The sequence below is a fragment of the Pseudomonas sp. ok266 genome, from assembly GCF_900110195.1.
Taxonomy (GTDB): Bacteria; Pseudomonadota; Gammaproteobacteria; order Pseudomonadales; family Pseudomonadaceae; genus Aquipseudomonas; species Aquipseudomonas neuropathica.
Window position 1 is genome coordinate 1 of record NZ_FOCU01000026.1, and the last position, 15999, is coordinate 15999.

12 protein-coding genes, 1 tRNA gene and 1 pseudogene are annotated in these 15999 nt (G+C 55.4%); all 14 read left to right on the forward strand.

From position 1 onward, the window contains the following. A pseudogene (locus BMY54_RS29545) lies at positions 1-114 on the forward strand (elongation factor Tu); the annotation flags it as partial. A gap of 53 nt (positions 115-167) precedes the next feature. Beyond that, positions 168-243 (forward strand) — tRNA-Trp (locus BMY54_RS29550). Between the two features lie 45 nt (positions 244-288). After that, a complete protein-coding gene (gene secE, locus BMY54_RS29555; protein WP_009045851.1) occupies positions 289-657 on the forward strand; it encodes a preprotein translocase subunit SecE in 369 nt (122 codons plus the stop codon). Positions 658-666: 9 nt separating this feature from the next. Beyond that, positions 667-1200, forward strand: a complete 534-nt coding sequence (gene nusG, locus BMY54_RS29560) for a transcription termination/antitermination protein NusG (RefSeq protein ID WP_007957598.1) — start codon at positions 667-669, stop codon at positions 1198-1200. A gap of 117 nt (positions 1201-1317) precedes the next feature. Continuing rightward, entirely contained in the window at positions 1318-1749 is a 432-nt protein-coding gene (rplK, locus tag BMY54_RS29565; protein ID WP_003228756.1) for a 50S ribosomal protein L11, read from the forward strand. Then, complete coding sequence (gene rplA, locus BMY54_RS29570) at positions 1749-2444, forward strand: 50S ribosomal protein L1 (protein WP_007916481.1); 696 nt, start codon at positions 1749-1751, stop codon at positions 2442-2444. Before rplK ends, rplA begins: the two co-directional genes overlap by 1 nt. 198 nt (positions 2445-2642) lie before the next feature. Continuing rightward, entirely contained in the window at positions 2643-3143 is a 501-nt protein-coding gene (rplJ, locus tag BMY54_RS29575) for a 50S ribosomal protein L10 (RefSeq protein ID WP_008081912.1), read from the forward strand. 74 nt (positions 3144-3217) lie between these two features. Continuing rightward, positions 3218-3583, forward strand: a complete 366-nt coding sequence (gene rplL / locus BMY54_RS29580) for a 50S ribosomal protein L7/L12 (RefSeq protein ID WP_003228750.1) — start codon at positions 3218-3220, stop codon at positions 3581-3583. A gap of 221 nt (positions 3584-3804) precedes the next feature. Next, complete coding sequence (rpoB, locus tag BMY54_RS29585) at positions 3805-7878, forward strand: DNA-directed RNA polymerase subunit beta (protein WP_093442653.1); 4074 nt, start codon at positions 3805-3807, stop codon at positions 7876-7878. Between the two features lie 64 nt (positions 7879-7942). Beyond that, complete coding sequence (rpoC, locus tag BMY54_RS29590; RefSeq protein ID WP_034156498.1) at positions 7943-12142, forward strand: DNA-directed RNA polymerase subunit beta'; 4200 nt, start codon at positions 7943-7945, stop codon at positions 12140-12142. Between the two features lie 216 nt (positions 12143-12358). After that, positions 12359-12730 (forward strand): 30S ribosomal protein S12, encoded by a 372-nt coding sequence (gene rpsL / locus BMY54_RS29595; protein WP_003186084.1) that lies wholly within the window; start codon positions 12359-12361, stop codon positions 12728-12730. A 107-nt stretch (positions 12731-12837) separates the two neighbouring features. After that, positions 12838-13311 carry a 30S ribosomal protein S7 gene (gene rpsG, locus BMY54_RS29600; RefSeq protein ID WP_007916467.1) on the forward strand — a complete coding sequence of 158 codons (474 nt, stop codon included), beginning with the start codon at positions 12838-12840 and terminating at the stop codon, positions 13309-13311. Between the two features lie 30 nt (positions 13312-13341). After that, complete coding sequence (gene fusA / locus BMY54_RS29605; RefSeq protein ID WP_016984188.1) at positions 13342-15447, forward strand: elongation factor G; 2106 nt, start codon at positions 13342-13344, stop codon at positions 15445-15447. 31 nt (positions 15448-15478) lie between these two features. Next, positions 15479-15999 (forward strand): GTP-binding protein (locus BMY54_RS29610; RefSeq protein WP_139213458.1); only part of this gene is annotated, 521 nt, incomplete at its 3' end.

Consider the following 15999-nt stretch of genomic DNA (forward strand, 5'->3'; position numbering starts at 1 on the left):
CAGATGACTGTTACCCTGATCAAAACCATCGCGATGGAAGACGGTCTGCGTTTCGCTATCCGTGAAGGCGGTCGTACCGTCGGCGCTGGCGTCGTGGCTAAAATCATCGAGTAAGTAGTTGTAATGTATTTTTCGGGCCGGCATAATGGTCGGCCTGATTTTGTTTTAGGTCAGTAGCTCAATTGGCAGAGCGACGGTCTCCAAAACCGTAGGTTGGGGGTTCGATTCCCTCCTGACCTGCCAGATTCACTTGGTGTGTCTGGCTTTCTTTTCACAGGATCTTCATAGATGACTCCTAAAGCTGAAGCTCAAGGCTCTCGCTTCGATCTGCTCAAGTGGCTTGTAGTTGTCGCTTTGGTGGTTGTTGGCGTTGTTGGCAATCAGTATTACTCTGCTTCGCCGATCCTGTACCGTGTACTCGCTTTGCTTGCCATTGCTGCTGTAGCTGCCTTTGTAGGCCTGCAGACTGCTAAGGGCAAGTCTTTCTTTGTACTCGTTAAGGAAGCTCGCACCGAGATTCGTAAAGTCGTGTGGCCAACTCGCCAAGAAACCACGCAGACCACCCTGATTGTGGTGGCTGTTGTTCTGGTTATGGCGTTGCTGTTGTGGGGGCTTGATTCCCTGCTCGGCTGGCTTGTTTCCTTGATTGTCGGCTAAGGGTGTCCCGTGGCTAAGCGTTGGTATGTTGTGCATGCTTACTCGGGTTACGAGAAGCATGTGATGCGCTCGCTGATCGAGCGCGTAAAGCTGGCTGGCATGGAAGATGGCTTCGGCGAGATTCTGGTTCCCACTGAAGAAGTGGTTGAAATGCGCAATGGCCAGAAGCGCAAAAGCGAACGTAAGTTCTTTCCAGGCTATGTGCTGGTTCAGATGGATATGAACGAGGGTACTTGGCACTTGGTCAAGGATACTCCTAGGGTGATGGGTTTCATCGGCGGTACCGCTGATAAGCCTGCGCCGATCACCGATAAAGAGGCGGAAGCAATTCTGCGTCGCGTCGCTGATGGTAGCGACAAGCCTAAGCCGAAGACTCTCTTCGAGCCAGGTGAAACGGTGCGAGTCAATGACGGTCCATTTGCTGATTTCAATGGCGTTGTTGAAGAAGTTAACTACGAAAAGAGCCGGATCCAAGTGGCAGTGCTCATTTTCGGTCGCTCTACCCCGGTAGAGTTGGAGTTCAGTCAGGTCGAAAAGGTCTAGCTGGACAAGCATCCCAACCCCGCAGCCCTAGGCTGTGGGGTTTTGTCGTCACTGGGATAAACGCGCAAGTAACCGGGGAGCCTTCCGAGGCGTTCGAACCCGTAATTGGAGTGCCTCATGGCCAAGAAAATTACCGCTTACATCAAGCTGCAAGTGAAGGCCGCTCAGGCTAACCCAAGCCCACCTGTTGGTCCTGCTCTGGGTCAGCACGGCGTGAACATCATGGAATTCTGCAAGGCTTTCAACGCCCGTACTCAGGGTCTTGAAGCAGGTCTGCCGACTCCAGTGATCATCACTGTCTACAGCGACCGTAGTTTCACTTTCGAAACCAAATCCACCCCTGCTTCGGTTCTGCTGAAGAAGGCGGCCGGTCTGACCAGCGGTTCCGCTCGTCCGAACACCGTTAAGGTTGGCACTGTTACCCGTGCTCAGCTGGAAGAAATCGCGAAAACCAAAAACGCGGATCTGACTGCAGCTGATATGGATGCAGCCGTGCGTACTATCGCCGGTTCTGCTCGTAGCATGGGCCTTAACGTGGAGGGTGTGTAATGGCTAAGCTGACCAAGCGTCAAAAGGCTATCGCCGGCAAAATCGAAGCAGGCAAGGCCTACAACATTGTAGACGCCGCTGCTCTGCTGGCTGAGCTGTCGACTGTCAAGTTCAGCGAGTCGTTCGACGTTGCTGTAAACCTGGGTGTAGATCCGCGTAAATCCGACCAGGTTGTTCGTAGCGCTACTGTGCTGCCACACGGCACTGGCAAGACCGTTCGCGTTGCTGTGTTCACCCAGGGTCCAGCTGCTGAGGCCGCTCTGGCTGCCGGCGCTGACCGTGTAGGTATGGACGACCTGGCTGCCGAAATGAAAGGCGGCGACCTGAACTATGACGTAGTGATCGCATCCCCGGATGCAATGCGCGTTGTAGGTCAACTGGGTCAGATCCTCGGTCCACGTGGTCTGATGCCTAACCCTAAGGTTGGTACCGTAACTCCAGACGTAGCTACCGCGGTTAAAAACGCTAAAGCTGGTCAGGTTCGTTATCGCACCGACAAAAACGGCATCATTCACACCTCCGTTGGCAAGATGGGCTTCGACGCCGTCAAGCTGAAGGAAAACGTTGAAGCCCTGATCGCTGATCTGAAGCGTATCAAGCCAGCTTCTTCGAAAGGTATCTATGTCAAGCGCGTTACCCTGAGCACCACTATGGGCCCAGGTCTGGTTATCGATCAGAGCTCGCTGGACGCGTAAGACAAAGGTTGGCGCGATTGTTCGCGCCAATCGAAAGATTGGGGTCCCTGCCTGGCGGGGGCTATCCAAGACCGTAGGCGACGCAAGTCTTAAACCATAAGCCTACGCAGATGGTGCTCCCGGTTCCTTACCGAATCAGACACCAAAACGACATTCGGTTTCGATCGAATGAAACGGTAACAAGCAGGAGTTAAACCCGTGGCAATTAATCTCGAAGACAAGAAGGCCATCGTCGCTGAAGTCAACGAGGCTGCCAAAGTCGCTCTGTCCGCTGTCGTGGTTGATGCACGTGGCGTAACAGTAGGCGCAATGACCGGACTCCGTAAAGAGGCTCGTGAAGCTGGCGTTTACGTACGTGTTGTACGTAACACCCTGCTCAAGCGCGCTGTTGCTGACACTCAATACAGTGTCCTCAACGACGTGTTCACCGGCCCGACCCTGATTGCATTCTCGAACGAACATCCGGGCGCTGCTGCCCGTATCTTCAAAGAGTTTGCCAAGGGTCAGGACAAGTTCGAGATCAAGGCAGCTGCGTTCGAGGGCAAGTTCCTCGCAGCTAATCAGATCGACGTACTGGCAACCTTGCCGACCCGTGACGAAGCAATTTCTCAGCTGATGAGCGTGATTCAAGGCGCTACCAGCAAATTGGCTCGTACTCTGGCGGCAATTCGCGACCAGAAAGAAGCTGCCGCAGCCTAAGGCTCGTCAACTTCTCGCGTTTTTTGTTTATTTCGATGGTCGCGTAGGCCGTCCCCCAATTCAGGAATTGAGTCATGTCTCTGACTAACGAACAAATCATCGAAGCAATCGGCCAGAAATCCGTAGTGGAAATCGTTGAGCTGATCAAAGCGATGGAAGAAACCTTCGGTGTTACCGCTGCTGCTGCTTCGGCTGGTCCAGCTGCTGCTGCCGCTGTTGTTGAAGAGCAAACCGAGTTCAACGTTGTTCTGCTGGAAGCTGGCGAGAAGAAGGTTAACGTGATCAAGGCAGTTCGTGAACTGACTGGTCTGGGCCTGAAAGAAGCCAAAGAGAAAGTAGACGGCGCTCCTCAGGTTGTAGCTGAAGGCGTTTCGAAAGAAGCTGCTGAAGACGCCAAGAAGAAGCTGGAAGAAGCAGGCGCTAAAGTCGAGCTGAAATAAGTATCGACTTTGCTCCTCCAGCCCGAGCGTCAAGCGACAGGCTGATGGCTGGTGGCTCTTGCCACCGGCCTTTTTCCGTTATTGGCAGCCGACTGGGTCGGTGCTGATAAGGGCGCTGTAACCACCCGATGCGGTGGAGCAAACCATGGGGTTTGCACGATTTTCTGGCTGCTCCCGTCGGGAGGGGCCAAACAAGCAGGTGACCAAGCTGGGGAACGCTGATGGCTTACTCATATACTGAGAAAAAACGTATCCGCAAGGACTTTAGCAAGTTGCCGGACGTCATGGATGTGCCTTACCTCCTGGCCATCCAGCTGGATTCGTATCGTGAATTCTTGCAAGCGGGAGCGACTAAAGATCAGTTCCGCGACGTGGGCCTGCATGCGGCCTTCAAATCCGTTTTCCCGATCATCAGCTACTCCGGCAATGCTGCGCTGGAGTACGTCGGTTATCGCCTGGGCGAACCGGCATTTGATGTCAAAGAATGCGTATTGCGCGGTGTAACTTTCGCCGTACCTTTGCGGGTAAAAGTGCGCCTGATCATTTTCGACAAAGAATCGTCGAACAAAGCGATCAAGGACATCAAAGAGCAAGAAGTCTACATGGGTGAAATCCCCCTGATGACTGAGAACGGTACCTTCGTAATCAATGGTACCGAGCGTGTAATCGTTTCCCAGCTGCACCGTTCCCCGGGCGTGTTCTTCGACCACGACCGCGGCAAGACGCATAGCTCCGGCAAACTGCTGTACTCCGCGCGCATCATTCCTTACCGCGGTTCGTGGCTGGACTTCGAGTTCGACCCGAAAGACTGCGTGTTCGTGCGTATCGACCGTCGTCGCAAGCTGCCGGCATCGGTACTGCTGCGCGCGCTCGGCTATACCACTGAAGAAGTGCTGGACGCTTTCTACACCACCAACGTTTTCCACCTGAGCGGCGAAACCCTCAGCCTGGAGCTGATTGCTTCGCGTCTGCGTGGTGAAATTGCGGTTCTGGACATTCAGGACGAGAAGGGCAAGGTCATTGTTGAAGCGGGCCGCCGTATTACCGCGCGCCACATCAACCAGATCGAAAAAGCCGGCATCAAGACTCTGGAAGTACCTCTGGACTACGTCCTGGGCCGTACTACCGCCAAGGTCATCGTGCACCCGGCTACCGGCGAAATCCTGGCAGAGTGCAACACCGAGCTGAACACTGAAGTCCTGGCAAAAATTGCCAAGGCTGGTGTTGTTCGCATCGAAACGCTGTACACCAACGATATCGACTGCGGTCCGTTCGTCTCCGACACGCTGAAGATCGACTCCACCAGCAACCAATTGGAAGCGCTGGTCGAGATCTATCGCATGATGCGTCCAGGCGAGCCGCCAACCAAAGACGCTGCCGAAACCCTGTTCAACAACCTGTTCTTCAGCCCTGAGCGTTATGACCTGTCTGCGGTCGGCCGGATGAAGTTCAACCGTCGTATCGGTCGTACCGAGATCGAAGGTTCGGGCGTGCTGTGCAAGGAAGACATCGTCGCGGTATTGAAGACTCTGGTCGACATCCGTAACGGTAAAGGCATCGTCGATGACATCGACCACCTGGGTAACCGTCGTGTTCGCTGCGTAGGCGAAATGGCCGAGAACCAGTTCCGCGTTGGCCTGGTACGTGTTGAGCGTGCGGTCAAAGAGCGTCTGTCGATGGCTGAAAGCGAAGGCCTGATGCCGCAGGACCTGATCAACGCCAAGCCAGTGGCTGCAGCGGTGAAAGAGTTCTTCGGCTCCAGCCAGCTCTCGCAGTTCATGGACCAGAACAACCCGCTGTCCGAGATCACCCACAAGCGTCGTGTCTCTGCACTCGGCCCTGGCGGTCTGACTCGTGAGCGCGCAGGCTTTGAAGTCCGTGACGTACACCCGACTCACTACGGTCGTGTATGCCCGATTGAAACGCCGGAAGGTCCGAACATCGGTCTGATCAACTCCTTGGCTGCTTACGCTCGCACCAACCAGTACGGCTTCCTGGAAAGCCCGTACCGCGTGGTGAAAGAGGGTGTGGTCACCGACGAGATCGTGTTCCTGTCCGCTATTGAAGAAGCCGATCACGTGATCGCGCAGGCTTCGGCGACCATGAACGACCAGAAAGTCCTGATCGACGAACTGGTAGCCGTACGTCACCTGAACGAATTCACCGTTAAGGCGCCTGAAGAAGTCACCTTGATGGACGTTTCGCCGAAGCAAGTAGTTTCGGTTGCAGCGTCGCTGATCCCGTTCCTCGAGCACGACGACGCCAACCGTGCGTTGATGGGTTCGAACATGCAGCGTCAAGCTGTACCAACCCTGCGCGCTGACAAGCCGCTGGTAGGTACCGGCATGGAGCGTAACGTAGCCCGTGACTCCGGCGTTTGCGTCGTGGCTCGTCGTGGCGGCGTAATCGATTCCGTCGATGCCAGCCGTATCGTGGTTCGTGTTGCTGATGATGAAGTTGAAACCGGCGAAGCTGGTGTCGACATCTACAACCTGACCAAATACACCCGCTCGAACCAGAACACCTGCATCAACCAGCGTCCGCTGGTGAGCAAGGGTGATCGCGTTCAGCGTAGCGACATCATGGCCGACGGCCCGTCCACCGACATGGGTGAACTGGCACTGGGTCAGAACATGCGCATCGCGTTCATGGCATGGAACGGCTTCAACTTCGAAGACTCCATCTGCCTGTCCGAGCGTGTTGTTCAGGAAGACCGTTTCACCACGATCCACATTCAGGAACTGACCTGTGTGGCCCGTGACACCAAGCTTGGCCCAGAGGAAATCACTGCGGACATCCCGAACGTGGGTGAAGCTGCACTGAACAAGCTGGACGAAGCCGGTATCGTTTACGTAGGTGCTGAAGTAGGCGCAGGCGACATCCTGGTGGGCAAGGTCACTCCGAAAGGCGAGACCCAGCTGACTCCGGAAGAAAAACTGCTGCGTGCGATCTTCGGTGAAAAAGCCAGCGACGTTAAAGACACCTCCCTGCGCGTGCCAACCGGCACCAAAGGTACTGTCATCGACGTACAGGTCTTCACCCGTGACGGCGTTGAGCGTGATGCTCGTGCACTGTCGATCGAGAAGTCCCAGCTGGACGAGATCCGCAAGGATCTGAACGAAGAGTTCCGTATCGTTGAAGGCGCGACCTTCGAACGTCTGCGCTCCGCTCTGGTGGGCCACAAGGCTGAAGGCGGCGCCGGTCTGAAGAAGGGGCAGGACATCACCGACGAAGTACTCGACGGTCTTGAGCATGGTCAGTGGTTCAAACTGCGCATGGCTGAAGATGCTCTGAACGAGCAGCTCGAGAAGGCTCAGGCCTACATCGTTGATCGCCGCCGTCTGCTCGACGACAAGTTCGAAGACAAGAAGCGCAAACTGCAGCAGGGCGATGACCTGGCTCCAGGCGTGCTGAAAATCGTCAAGGTTTACCTGGCAATCCGTCGTCGCATCCAGCCGGGCGACAAGATGGCCGGTCGTCACGGTAACAAAGGTGTGGTCTCCGTGATCATGCCGGTTGAAGATATGCCGCACGATGCCAATGGCACCCCGGTCGACGTCGTCCTCAACCCGCTGGGCGTACCTTCGCGTATGAACGTTGGTCAGATCCTTGAAACCCACCTGGGCCTCGCGGCCAAAGGTCTGGGCGAGAAGATCAACCGGATGGTCGAAGAGCAGCGTAAAGTCGCTGAACTGCGCACCTTCCTGGACGAGATCTACAACCAGATCGGCGGTCGTAACGAAGATCTGGACAGCTTCTCCGATCAGGAAATCCTGGATCTGGCGAAGAACCTGCGTGGCGGTGTTCCAATGGCCACTCCAGTGTTCGACGGCGCCAAGGAAAGCGAAATCAAGGCCATGCTGAAACTGGCAGACCTGCCGGAAAGCGGCCAGATGCAGCTGACTGATGGCCGTACCGGCAACAAGTTCGAGCGTCCAGTTACCGTTGGCTACATGTACATGCTGAAGCTGAACCACTTGGTAGACGACAAGATGCACGCGCGTTCTACCGGTTCGTACAGCCTGGTTACCCAGCAGCCGCTGGGTGGTAAGGCGCAGTTCGGTGGTCAGCGTTTCGGGGAGATGGAGGTCTGGGCACTGGAAGCATACGGTGCTGCTTACACTCTGCAAGAAATGCTCACAGTGAAGTCGGACGATGTGAACGGCCGTACCAAGATGTACAAAAACATCGTGGATGGCGATCACCGTATGGAGCCGGGCATGCCCGAGTCCTTCAACGTGTTGATCAAGGAAATTCGTTCCCTCGGCATCGATATCGATCTGGAAACCGAATAACACGTGACGCGAATCGAGAGCGGGGCAGGATTGCCCGCTCTCTGCTCCGCCAGGAGGAAAGGCCTTGAAAGACCTACTGAATTTGCTGAAAAACCAGGGTCAAGTCGAAGAGTTCGACGCCATCCGTATCGGATTGGCCTCGCCTGAGATGATCCGCTCATGGTCGTTCGGTGAAGTTAAAAAGCCGGAAACCATCAACTACCGTACGTTCAAACCTGAGCGTGACGGCCTGTTCTGCGCCAAGATCTTTGGCCCGGTAAAGGATTACGAGTGCCTGTGCGGTAAGTACAAGCGCTTGAAGCACCGTGGTGTGATCTGCGAGAAGTGCGGCGTTGAAGTTGCACTGGCCAAGGTTCGTCGTGAGCGCATGGCGCACATCGAACTGGCTTCGCCGGTTGCCCACATCTGGTTCCTGAAATCGCTGCCGTCCCGTATCGGCTTGCTGATGGACATGACCCTGCGTGATATCGAACGCGTTCTCTACTTCGAGAGCTATGTCGTTATCGATCCAGGCATGACCACTCTTGAAAAAGGTCAGCTGCTGAACGACGAGCAGTACTTCGAAGCGCTGGAAGAGTTCGGTGATGACTTCGACGCCCGCATGGGTGCTGAAGCTGTCCGTGAACTGTTGCACGCTATCGACCTGGAACACGAGATTGGCCGCCTGCGTGAAGAAATTCCGCAAACCAACTCCGAAACCAAGATCAAGAAGCTGTCCAAACGTCTGAAGTTGATGGAAGCCTTCCAGGGTTCCGGCAACCTGCCAGAGTGGATGGTGCTGACCGTTCTGCCGGTTCTGCCGCCAGATCTGCGTCCACTGGTCCCGCTGGATGGCGGTCGTTTCGCGACTTCCGACCTCAACGATCTGTATCGTCGAGTGATCAACCGTAACAACCGTTTGAAGCGCCTGCTGGATCTGTCCGCTCCGGACATCATCGTGCGCAACGAAAAGCGTATGTTGCAGGAAGCTGTCGATGCTCTGCTCGACAACGGTCGTCGTGGCCGCGCTATCACCGGTTCGAACAAGCGTCCTCTGAAATCCCTGGCTGACATGATCAAGGGTAAGCAAGGTCGTTTCCGTCAGAACTTGCTCGGTAAGCGTGTTGACTACTCCGGTCGTTCGGTAATTACCGTAGGCCCGACCCTGCGTTTGCACCAGTGCGGTCTGCCGAAGAAGATGGCTCTCGAGCTGTTCAAGCCGTTCATTTTCGGCAAGCTGGAAATGCGTGGTCTCGCGACCACCATCAAAGCGGCCAAGAAAATGGTCGAGCGCGAACTGCCAGAGGTTTGGGACGTTCTCGCTGAAGTGATTCGCGAACACCCGGTTCTTCTCAACCGTGCACCGACCCTTCACCGTCTGGGTATCCAGGCGTTTGAACCGGTACTGATCGAAGGTAAGGCTATCCAGCTGCACCCTCTGGTCTGCGCCGCGTACAACGCCGACTTCGACGGCGACCAAATGGCCGTGCACGTACCGCTGACGCTGGAAGCCCAGCTCGAAGCGCGTGCGTTGATGATGTCGACCAACAACATTCTGTCGCCAGCCAACGGTGAGCCAATCATCGTTCCGTCGCAGGACGTTGTATTGGGTCTGTACTACATGACTCGTGAAGCGATCAACGCCAAAGGCGAAGGTCGTGTATTTGCGGATTTGCAGGAAGTTGACCGTGTGTTCCGTGCCGGCGAAGCCGCACTGCACGCCAAGGTTAAGGTTCGTATCAACGAAACCGTCAACGACCGTGACGGCAACAGCGTAAGCGGCACCCGTATCGTCGACACCACTGTCGGCCGTGCACTGCTGTTCCAGGTTGTGCCAAAAGGTCTGTCGTACGACGTCGTCAACCTGCCGATGAAGAAAAAGGCGATCTCCAAGCTGATCAACCAGTGCTACCGCGTGGTTGGTCTGAAAGAGACCGTGATCTTCGCTGACCAGTTGATGTACACCGGTTTCGCTTACTCGACCATCTCCGGCGTTTCCATCGGTGTTAACGACTTCGTTATCCCTGACGAGAAAGCCCGCATCATCGGTGCTGCCACCGACGAAGTGAAAGAGATCGAGAGCCAGTACGCCTCCGGCCTGGTAACCCAGGGCGAGAAGTACAACAAAGTGATCGACCTTTGGTCGAAGGCGAACGACGAAGTTTCCAAGGCAATGATGGCCAACCTCTCGAAAGAGAAGGTTATCGACCGTCACGGCGTTGAAGTCGATCAAGAGTCTTTCAACTCGATGTACATGATGGCCGACTCGGGTGCGCGGGGTTCCGCAGCACAGATTCGTCAGCTGGCCGGTATGCGTGGTCTGATGGCCAAGCCGGACGGTTCCATCATCGAAACGCCGATTACTGCGAACTTCCGTGAAGGTTTGAGCGTACTTCAGTACTTCATCTCCACTCACGGTGCTCGTAAAGGTCTGGCGGATACCGCGTTGAAAACTGCGAACTCCGGTTACCTGACTCGTCGCCTGGTAGACGTGGCGCAGGATCTGGTTGTAACCGAGATCGATTGCGGCACCGAACACGGTCTGCTGATGACTCCGCATATTGAAGGCGGTGACGTTGTAGAGCCGTTGGGTGAGCGCGTATTGGGTCGTGTTATTGCCCGTGACGTATTCAAGCCAGGTACCGAGGACGTTATCGTTCCGGCCGGTACTCTGGTAGACGAGAAGTGGGTCGAGTTCATCGAGCTGAACAGCATCGACGAAGTGATCGTGCGTTCGCCGATCAGCTGCGAAACCCGCTATGGCATTTGCGCCAAGTGCTACGGCCGTGATCTGGCTCGTGGTCACCAGGTGAACATCGGTGAAGCGGTCGGCGTTATCGCTGCCCAGTCCATCGGTGAGCCGGGTACCCAGCTGACGATGCGTACGTTCCACATCGGTGGTGCGGCTAGCCGTACTTCCGCAGCTGACAGCGTTCAGGTGAAGAATGGCGGTACCGTCCGTCTGCACAACCTGAAGCATGTTGAGCGAGTGGATGGTCACCTGGTTGCTGTGTCCCGTTCCGGTGAGCTGGCGATCGCTGATGACTTCGGTCGTGAGCGTGAGCGTTACAAGCTGCCGTACGGTGCTGTGATTTCGGTTAAAGAAGGTGACAAGGTCGACGCTGGCGCAATCGTGGCCAAGTGGGATCCGCACACTCACCCGATCGTTACCGAAATGAAAGGTACCGTGACCTACGTGGGCATGGAAGAAGGCATCACGATCAAGCGTCAAACTGACGAATTGACCGGTATGACCAACATTGAAGTACTCGACGCGAAAGATCGTCCAGCTGCCGGTAAGGAAATCCGTCCAGCAGTGAAGATGGTCGACGACAACGGCAAGGATCTGTTGCTGCCAGGCACTGACGTTATCGCTCAGTACTTCCTGCCAGCCAACGCCCTGGTCGGTGTGGCTGACGGTGCGAAGATTGCGATCGGTGATGTTATCGCTCGTATCCCGCAAGAAACTTCGAAGACCCGTGACATCACCGGTGGTCTGCCGCGTGTTGCCGACTTGTTCGAAGCTCGTCGTCCGAAAGAAGCGTCGATTCTGGCTGAGGTCAGCGGCACCATCGCGTTCGGTAAAGAGACCAAAGGCAAGCGCCGTCTGGTTATTACCCCGAACGACGGTAGCGATCCGTACGAAGAGCTGATTCCGAAGTGGCGTCACCTGAACGTGTTCGAAGGCGAACAGGTAAACCGCGGCGAAGTTATCTCCGACGGCCCAAGCGATCCGCACGACATCCTGCGTCTGCTGGGTGTGAGCGCGCTGGCCAAGTACATCGTTAACGAGATCCAGGACGTTTACCGTCTGCAAGGCGTGAAGATCAACGATAAGCACATCGAGACCATCCTGCGTCAGATGCTGCGTAAAGTTGAAATCGCTGAATCCGGCGATTCGAGTTTCATCAAGGGCGACCAGATGGAACTGACTCACGTACTGGTAGAAAACGAGCGTTTGGGCGGCGAAGACAAGTTCGTCTCCAAGTACACTCGCGTTCTGTTGGGTATCACCAAGGCGTCGTTGTCCACCGAATCGTTCATCTCGGCAGCTTCCTTCCAGGAAACTACCCGTGTACTGACCGAAGCGGCAGTCACCGGCAAGCGCGATTACCTGCGCGGCCTGAAAGAAAACGTAGTCGTGGGTCGTCTGATCCCGGCCGGTACCGGTCTGGCATATCACAGCGAGCGCAAGCGTCGCCGTGATGCTGACAAGCCGTTGCGCGTAAGCGCCAGTGAAGTGGAAGCTGCACTGACCGAAGCGCTGAACTCGAGCGGTAACTGAGTTCTGCGGTAAATGAGCGTAAGGCCCTGATCGCTCCGTTCATCGAATCGAGACATTTTGTCGAGGTTCGAAGGGCGGGGAGGTCGGGGCCTTGCCTTGACTGGGGGCAAGATCCTCTTTAGACTCTTGATCCCCTAAATTTGGCGGGAATTCGTTCCTGCCATTTTGCTTTTCTTGCAAGACAATAGCGTCGCAAGACAACAGTGGAGCTAGTAGATGGCAACTATCAACCAGCTGGTACGTCAGCCGCGTAAGCGTATCGTCGAGAAATCCGACGTACCTGCGCTGCAGAACTGCCCGCAACGTCGTGGCGTGTGCACCCGTGTGTACACCACTACGCCGAAAAAACCTAACTCGGCACTGCGTAAAGTATGCCGTGTGCGCCTGACCAACGGTTTCGAGGTTTCCTCGTACATCGGTGGTGAAGGTCACAACCTGCAAGAGCACAGCGTGGTACTGATCCGCGGCGGTCGTGTAAAAGACTTGCCAGGTGTTCGTTACCACACCGTTCGCGGCTCCTTGGATACTTCCGGCGTTAAAGGCCGTAACCAGGGTCGTTCGAAGTACGGTACCAAGCGTCCGAAGTAATCGGCCGTTTTGCAGATTTTCATTTTATTGAGTCGATAAGAGTAAGGTCGGGCACGCATCCATTGGATCTGTCCCGAGCTAACCTGAAGACCGCTTGAGGGCTTATCATGCCAAGACGTCGCGTAGCAGCAAAGCGTGAGATTCTGGACGATCCGAAATACGGAAGCCAGATCCTCGCCAAATTCATGAACCACGTTATGGAAAGCGGCAAGAAAGCCGTTGCCGAGCGTATCGTTTATGGTGCCCTGGAAACCGTTGCGACCCGTAAGGCTGGCACCGATCCCCTGGAACTCTTCGAAAAAGCACTCGACGCCATCGCTCCGCTGGTCGAAGTGAAGTCGCGCCGCGTTGGTGGTGCTACTTACCAGGTTCCGGTCGAGGTTCGTCCTTCCCGTCGTAACGCTCTGGCAATGCGCTGGTTGGTAGACTTCGCCCGTAAGCGTGGCGAGAAGTCTATGGCTCTGCGTTTGGCTGGCGAACTGCTGGATGCTGCTGAAGGTAAAGGTGCTGCTGTTAAGAAGCGTGAAGACGTGCACCGTATGGCTGAAGCCAACAAAGCTTTCTCGCACTACCGCTTCTAATTTTAGCTTCACTAATTTTGCGAGGGCTTTATGGCTCGTACTACTCCGATTAGCCGCTACCGTAACATCGGTATCGTCGCTCACGTGGATGCTGGTAAAACCACCACCACCGAGCGCGTCCTTTTTTACACCGGCAAAAGTCACAAAATGGGCGAGGTGCATGATGGCGCCGCGACCACAGACTGGATGGTGCAGGAGCAGGAGCGTGGTATTACCATTACTTCTGCTGCCATCACCGCTTTCTGGAAAGGTTCCGAGAAGCAGTACAAGGACGAGCACCGCTTCAACGTAATCGATACCCCGGGCCACGTTGACTTCACTATTGAAGTTGAGCGTTCCCTGCGCGTACTCGACGGCGCTGTCGTTGTGTTCTGCGGTACTTCGGGTGTTGAGCCTCAGTCGGAAACCGTATGGCGTCAAGCCAACAAATACGGCGTTCCACGTCTTGTTTACGTAAACAAGATGGACCGTGCTGGTGCCAACTTCCTGCGCGTGATCGGTCAGATCAAGCAGCGTCTGGGTCACACTCCGGTGCCGATCCAGTTGGCCATCGGTTCCGAAGACAACTTCCAGGGTCAGATCGATCTGATCAACATGCAAGCTGTCTACTGGAATGACTCTGACAAAGGTATGGTTCCTGTTCGCAAGGACATTCCTGCTGAGCTCCAAGAGCTGGCTGAAGAGTGGCGCAACAACATGGTTGAAGCTGCTGCTGAAGCCAACGAAGAGCTGATGAACAAGTATCTGGAAGGCGAAGAGCTGTCGATCGAAGAGATCAAAGCTGCTTTGCGTCAGCGTACTATCGCCGGCGAAATCGTTTTGGCCGTTTGCGGTTCTTCCTTCAAGAACAAGGGTGTTCCCCTGGTTCTCGACGCCGTTATCGACTTCCTGCCTGCACCGACCGACATTCCTGCGATCAAGGGTACTGACCCTGATAACGAGGAAATCGAGCTGGAGCGTCATGCAGACGATGCGGAGCCGTTCTCGGCTCTGGCGTTCAAGATCGCTACCGACCCATTCGTGGGTACCTTGACCTTCGTCCGTGTTTACTCGGGCGTGTTGAACTCCGGCGACGGCGTGATCAACTCGGTTAAAGGTAAAAAAGAGCGCGTGGGTCGTATGGTGCAAATGCACGCAAACGCCCGTGAAGAGATCAAGGAAGTACGCGCTGGTGACATCGCGGCCCTGATCGGCATGAAGGACGTCACCACTGGTGAGACCCTCTGCAACGCTGACAAGCCAATCATCCTGGTTCGCATGGACTTCCCGGAGCCGGTTATTTCGGTTGCCGTAGAGCCTAAGACCAAGGATGACCAGGAAAAAATGGGCATCGCTCTGGGCAAGCTTGCTCAGGAAGACCCGTCTTTCCGCGTTAAAACTGATGAAGAGACTGGTCAAACGATCATCTCCGGCATGGGCGAGCTGCACCTGGACATCCTGGTTGACCGGATGCGCCGTGAGTTCAACGTCGAAGCCAACATCGGCAAGCCTCAGGTTTCGTATCGTGAGCGCATCACGAAGAACTGTGAAATCGAAGGCAAGTTCGTTCGCCAGTCCGGCGGTCGTGGTCAGTTCGGCCACTGCTGGATCCGTTTTGCTCCTGCTGACGAAGGTCAGGAAGGTCTGCAATTCGTGAACGAAGTTGTAGGTGGTGTGGTTCCTAAGGAATACATCCCGGCTATCCAGAAGGGTATCGAAGAGCAGATGAAGAACGGCGTCGTTGCCGGCTATCCGCTGATCGGCCTGAAGGCTACCGTGTTCGATGGTTCTTACCACGACGTCGACTCCAACGAGATGGCGTTTAAAGTGGCTGCCTCCATGGCGACCAAGCAACTGGCCCAGAAGGGCGGTGGTGAGTTGCTTGAGCCGATCATGGCTGTAGAGGTTGTTACGCCTGAAGACTATATGGGTGATGTAATGGGCGACCTTAACCGTCGTCGCGGCATGATCCAGGGTATGGAAGACACAGTGTCCGGCAAGGTTATCCGCGCCGAAGTTCCACTGGGTGAGATGTTCGGTTATGCGACCGACGTTCGTTCCATGTCTCAGGGTCGCGCAAGCTACTCTATGGAATTCAAAAAATACGATACGGCTCCGTCGCACATCGTCGAATCCGTAACCAAAAAACAAGGCTGATTCAGCCCCTTTAGGCTAGGAGTTAATTGTCGTGGCTAAAGAAAAATTTGATCGTTCCCTACCGCACGTCAACGTTGGCACCATCGGTCACGTTGACCACGGTAAAACCACTCTGACTGCTGCTCTGACTCGCGTTTGCTCCGAAGTTTTCGGTTCCGCAATCGTTGACTTCGACAAGATCGACAGCGCACCGGAAGAAAAAGCTCGCGGTATCACCATCAACACCGCACACGTTGAGTACAACTCGAAGATCCGTCACTACGCTCACGTCGACTGCCCAGGTCACGCTGACTATGTGAAGAACATGATCACCGGTGCTGCTCAAATGGACGGCGCTATTCTGGTTTGCTCGGCCGCTGATGGTCCGATGCCACAAACCCGTGAGCACATCCTGCTGTCCCGTCAGGTAGGCGTTCCGTACATCGTGGTTTTCCTGAACAAGGCTGACCTGGTAGACGACGCAGAGCTGCTGGAACTGGTTGAGATGGAAGTTCGTGACCTGCTGTCCACCTACGACTTCCCGGGCGATGACACTCCAATCATCATCGGTTC

Bases quoted from the DNA above. Each gene is read 5' to 3' on its own strand.
- rplK (WP_003228756.1), top strand. From the start codon at position 1,318: ATGGCCAAGAAAATTACCGCTTACATCAAGCTGCAAGTGAAGGCCGCT.
- rplA (WP_007916481.1), top strand. From the start codon at position 1,749: ATGGCTAAGCTGACCAAGCGTCAAAAGGCTATCGCCGGCAAAATCGAA.
- fusA (WP_016984188.1), top strand. From the start codon at position 13,342: ATGGCTCGTACTACTCCGATTAGCCGCTACCGTAACATCGGTATCGTC.
- rpsL (WP_003186084.1), top strand. From the start codon at position 12,359: ATGGCAACTATCAACCAGCTGGTACGTCAGCCGCGTAAGCGTATCGTC.
- rpoB (WP_093442653.1), top strand. From the start codon at position 3,805: ATGGCTTACTCATATACTGAGAAAAAACGTATCCGCAAGGACTTTAGC.
- rpsG (WP_007916467.1), top strand. From the start codon at position 12,838: ATGCCAAGACGTCGCGTAGCAGCAAAGCGTGAGATTCTGGACGATCCG.
- rplL (WP_003228750.1), top strand. From the start codon at position 3,218: ATGTCTCTGACTAACGAACAAATCATCGAAGCAATCGGCCAGAAATCC.
- secE (WP_009045851.1), top strand. From the start codon at position 289: ATGACTCCTAAAGCTGAAGCTCAAGGCTCTCGCTTCGATCTGCTCAAG.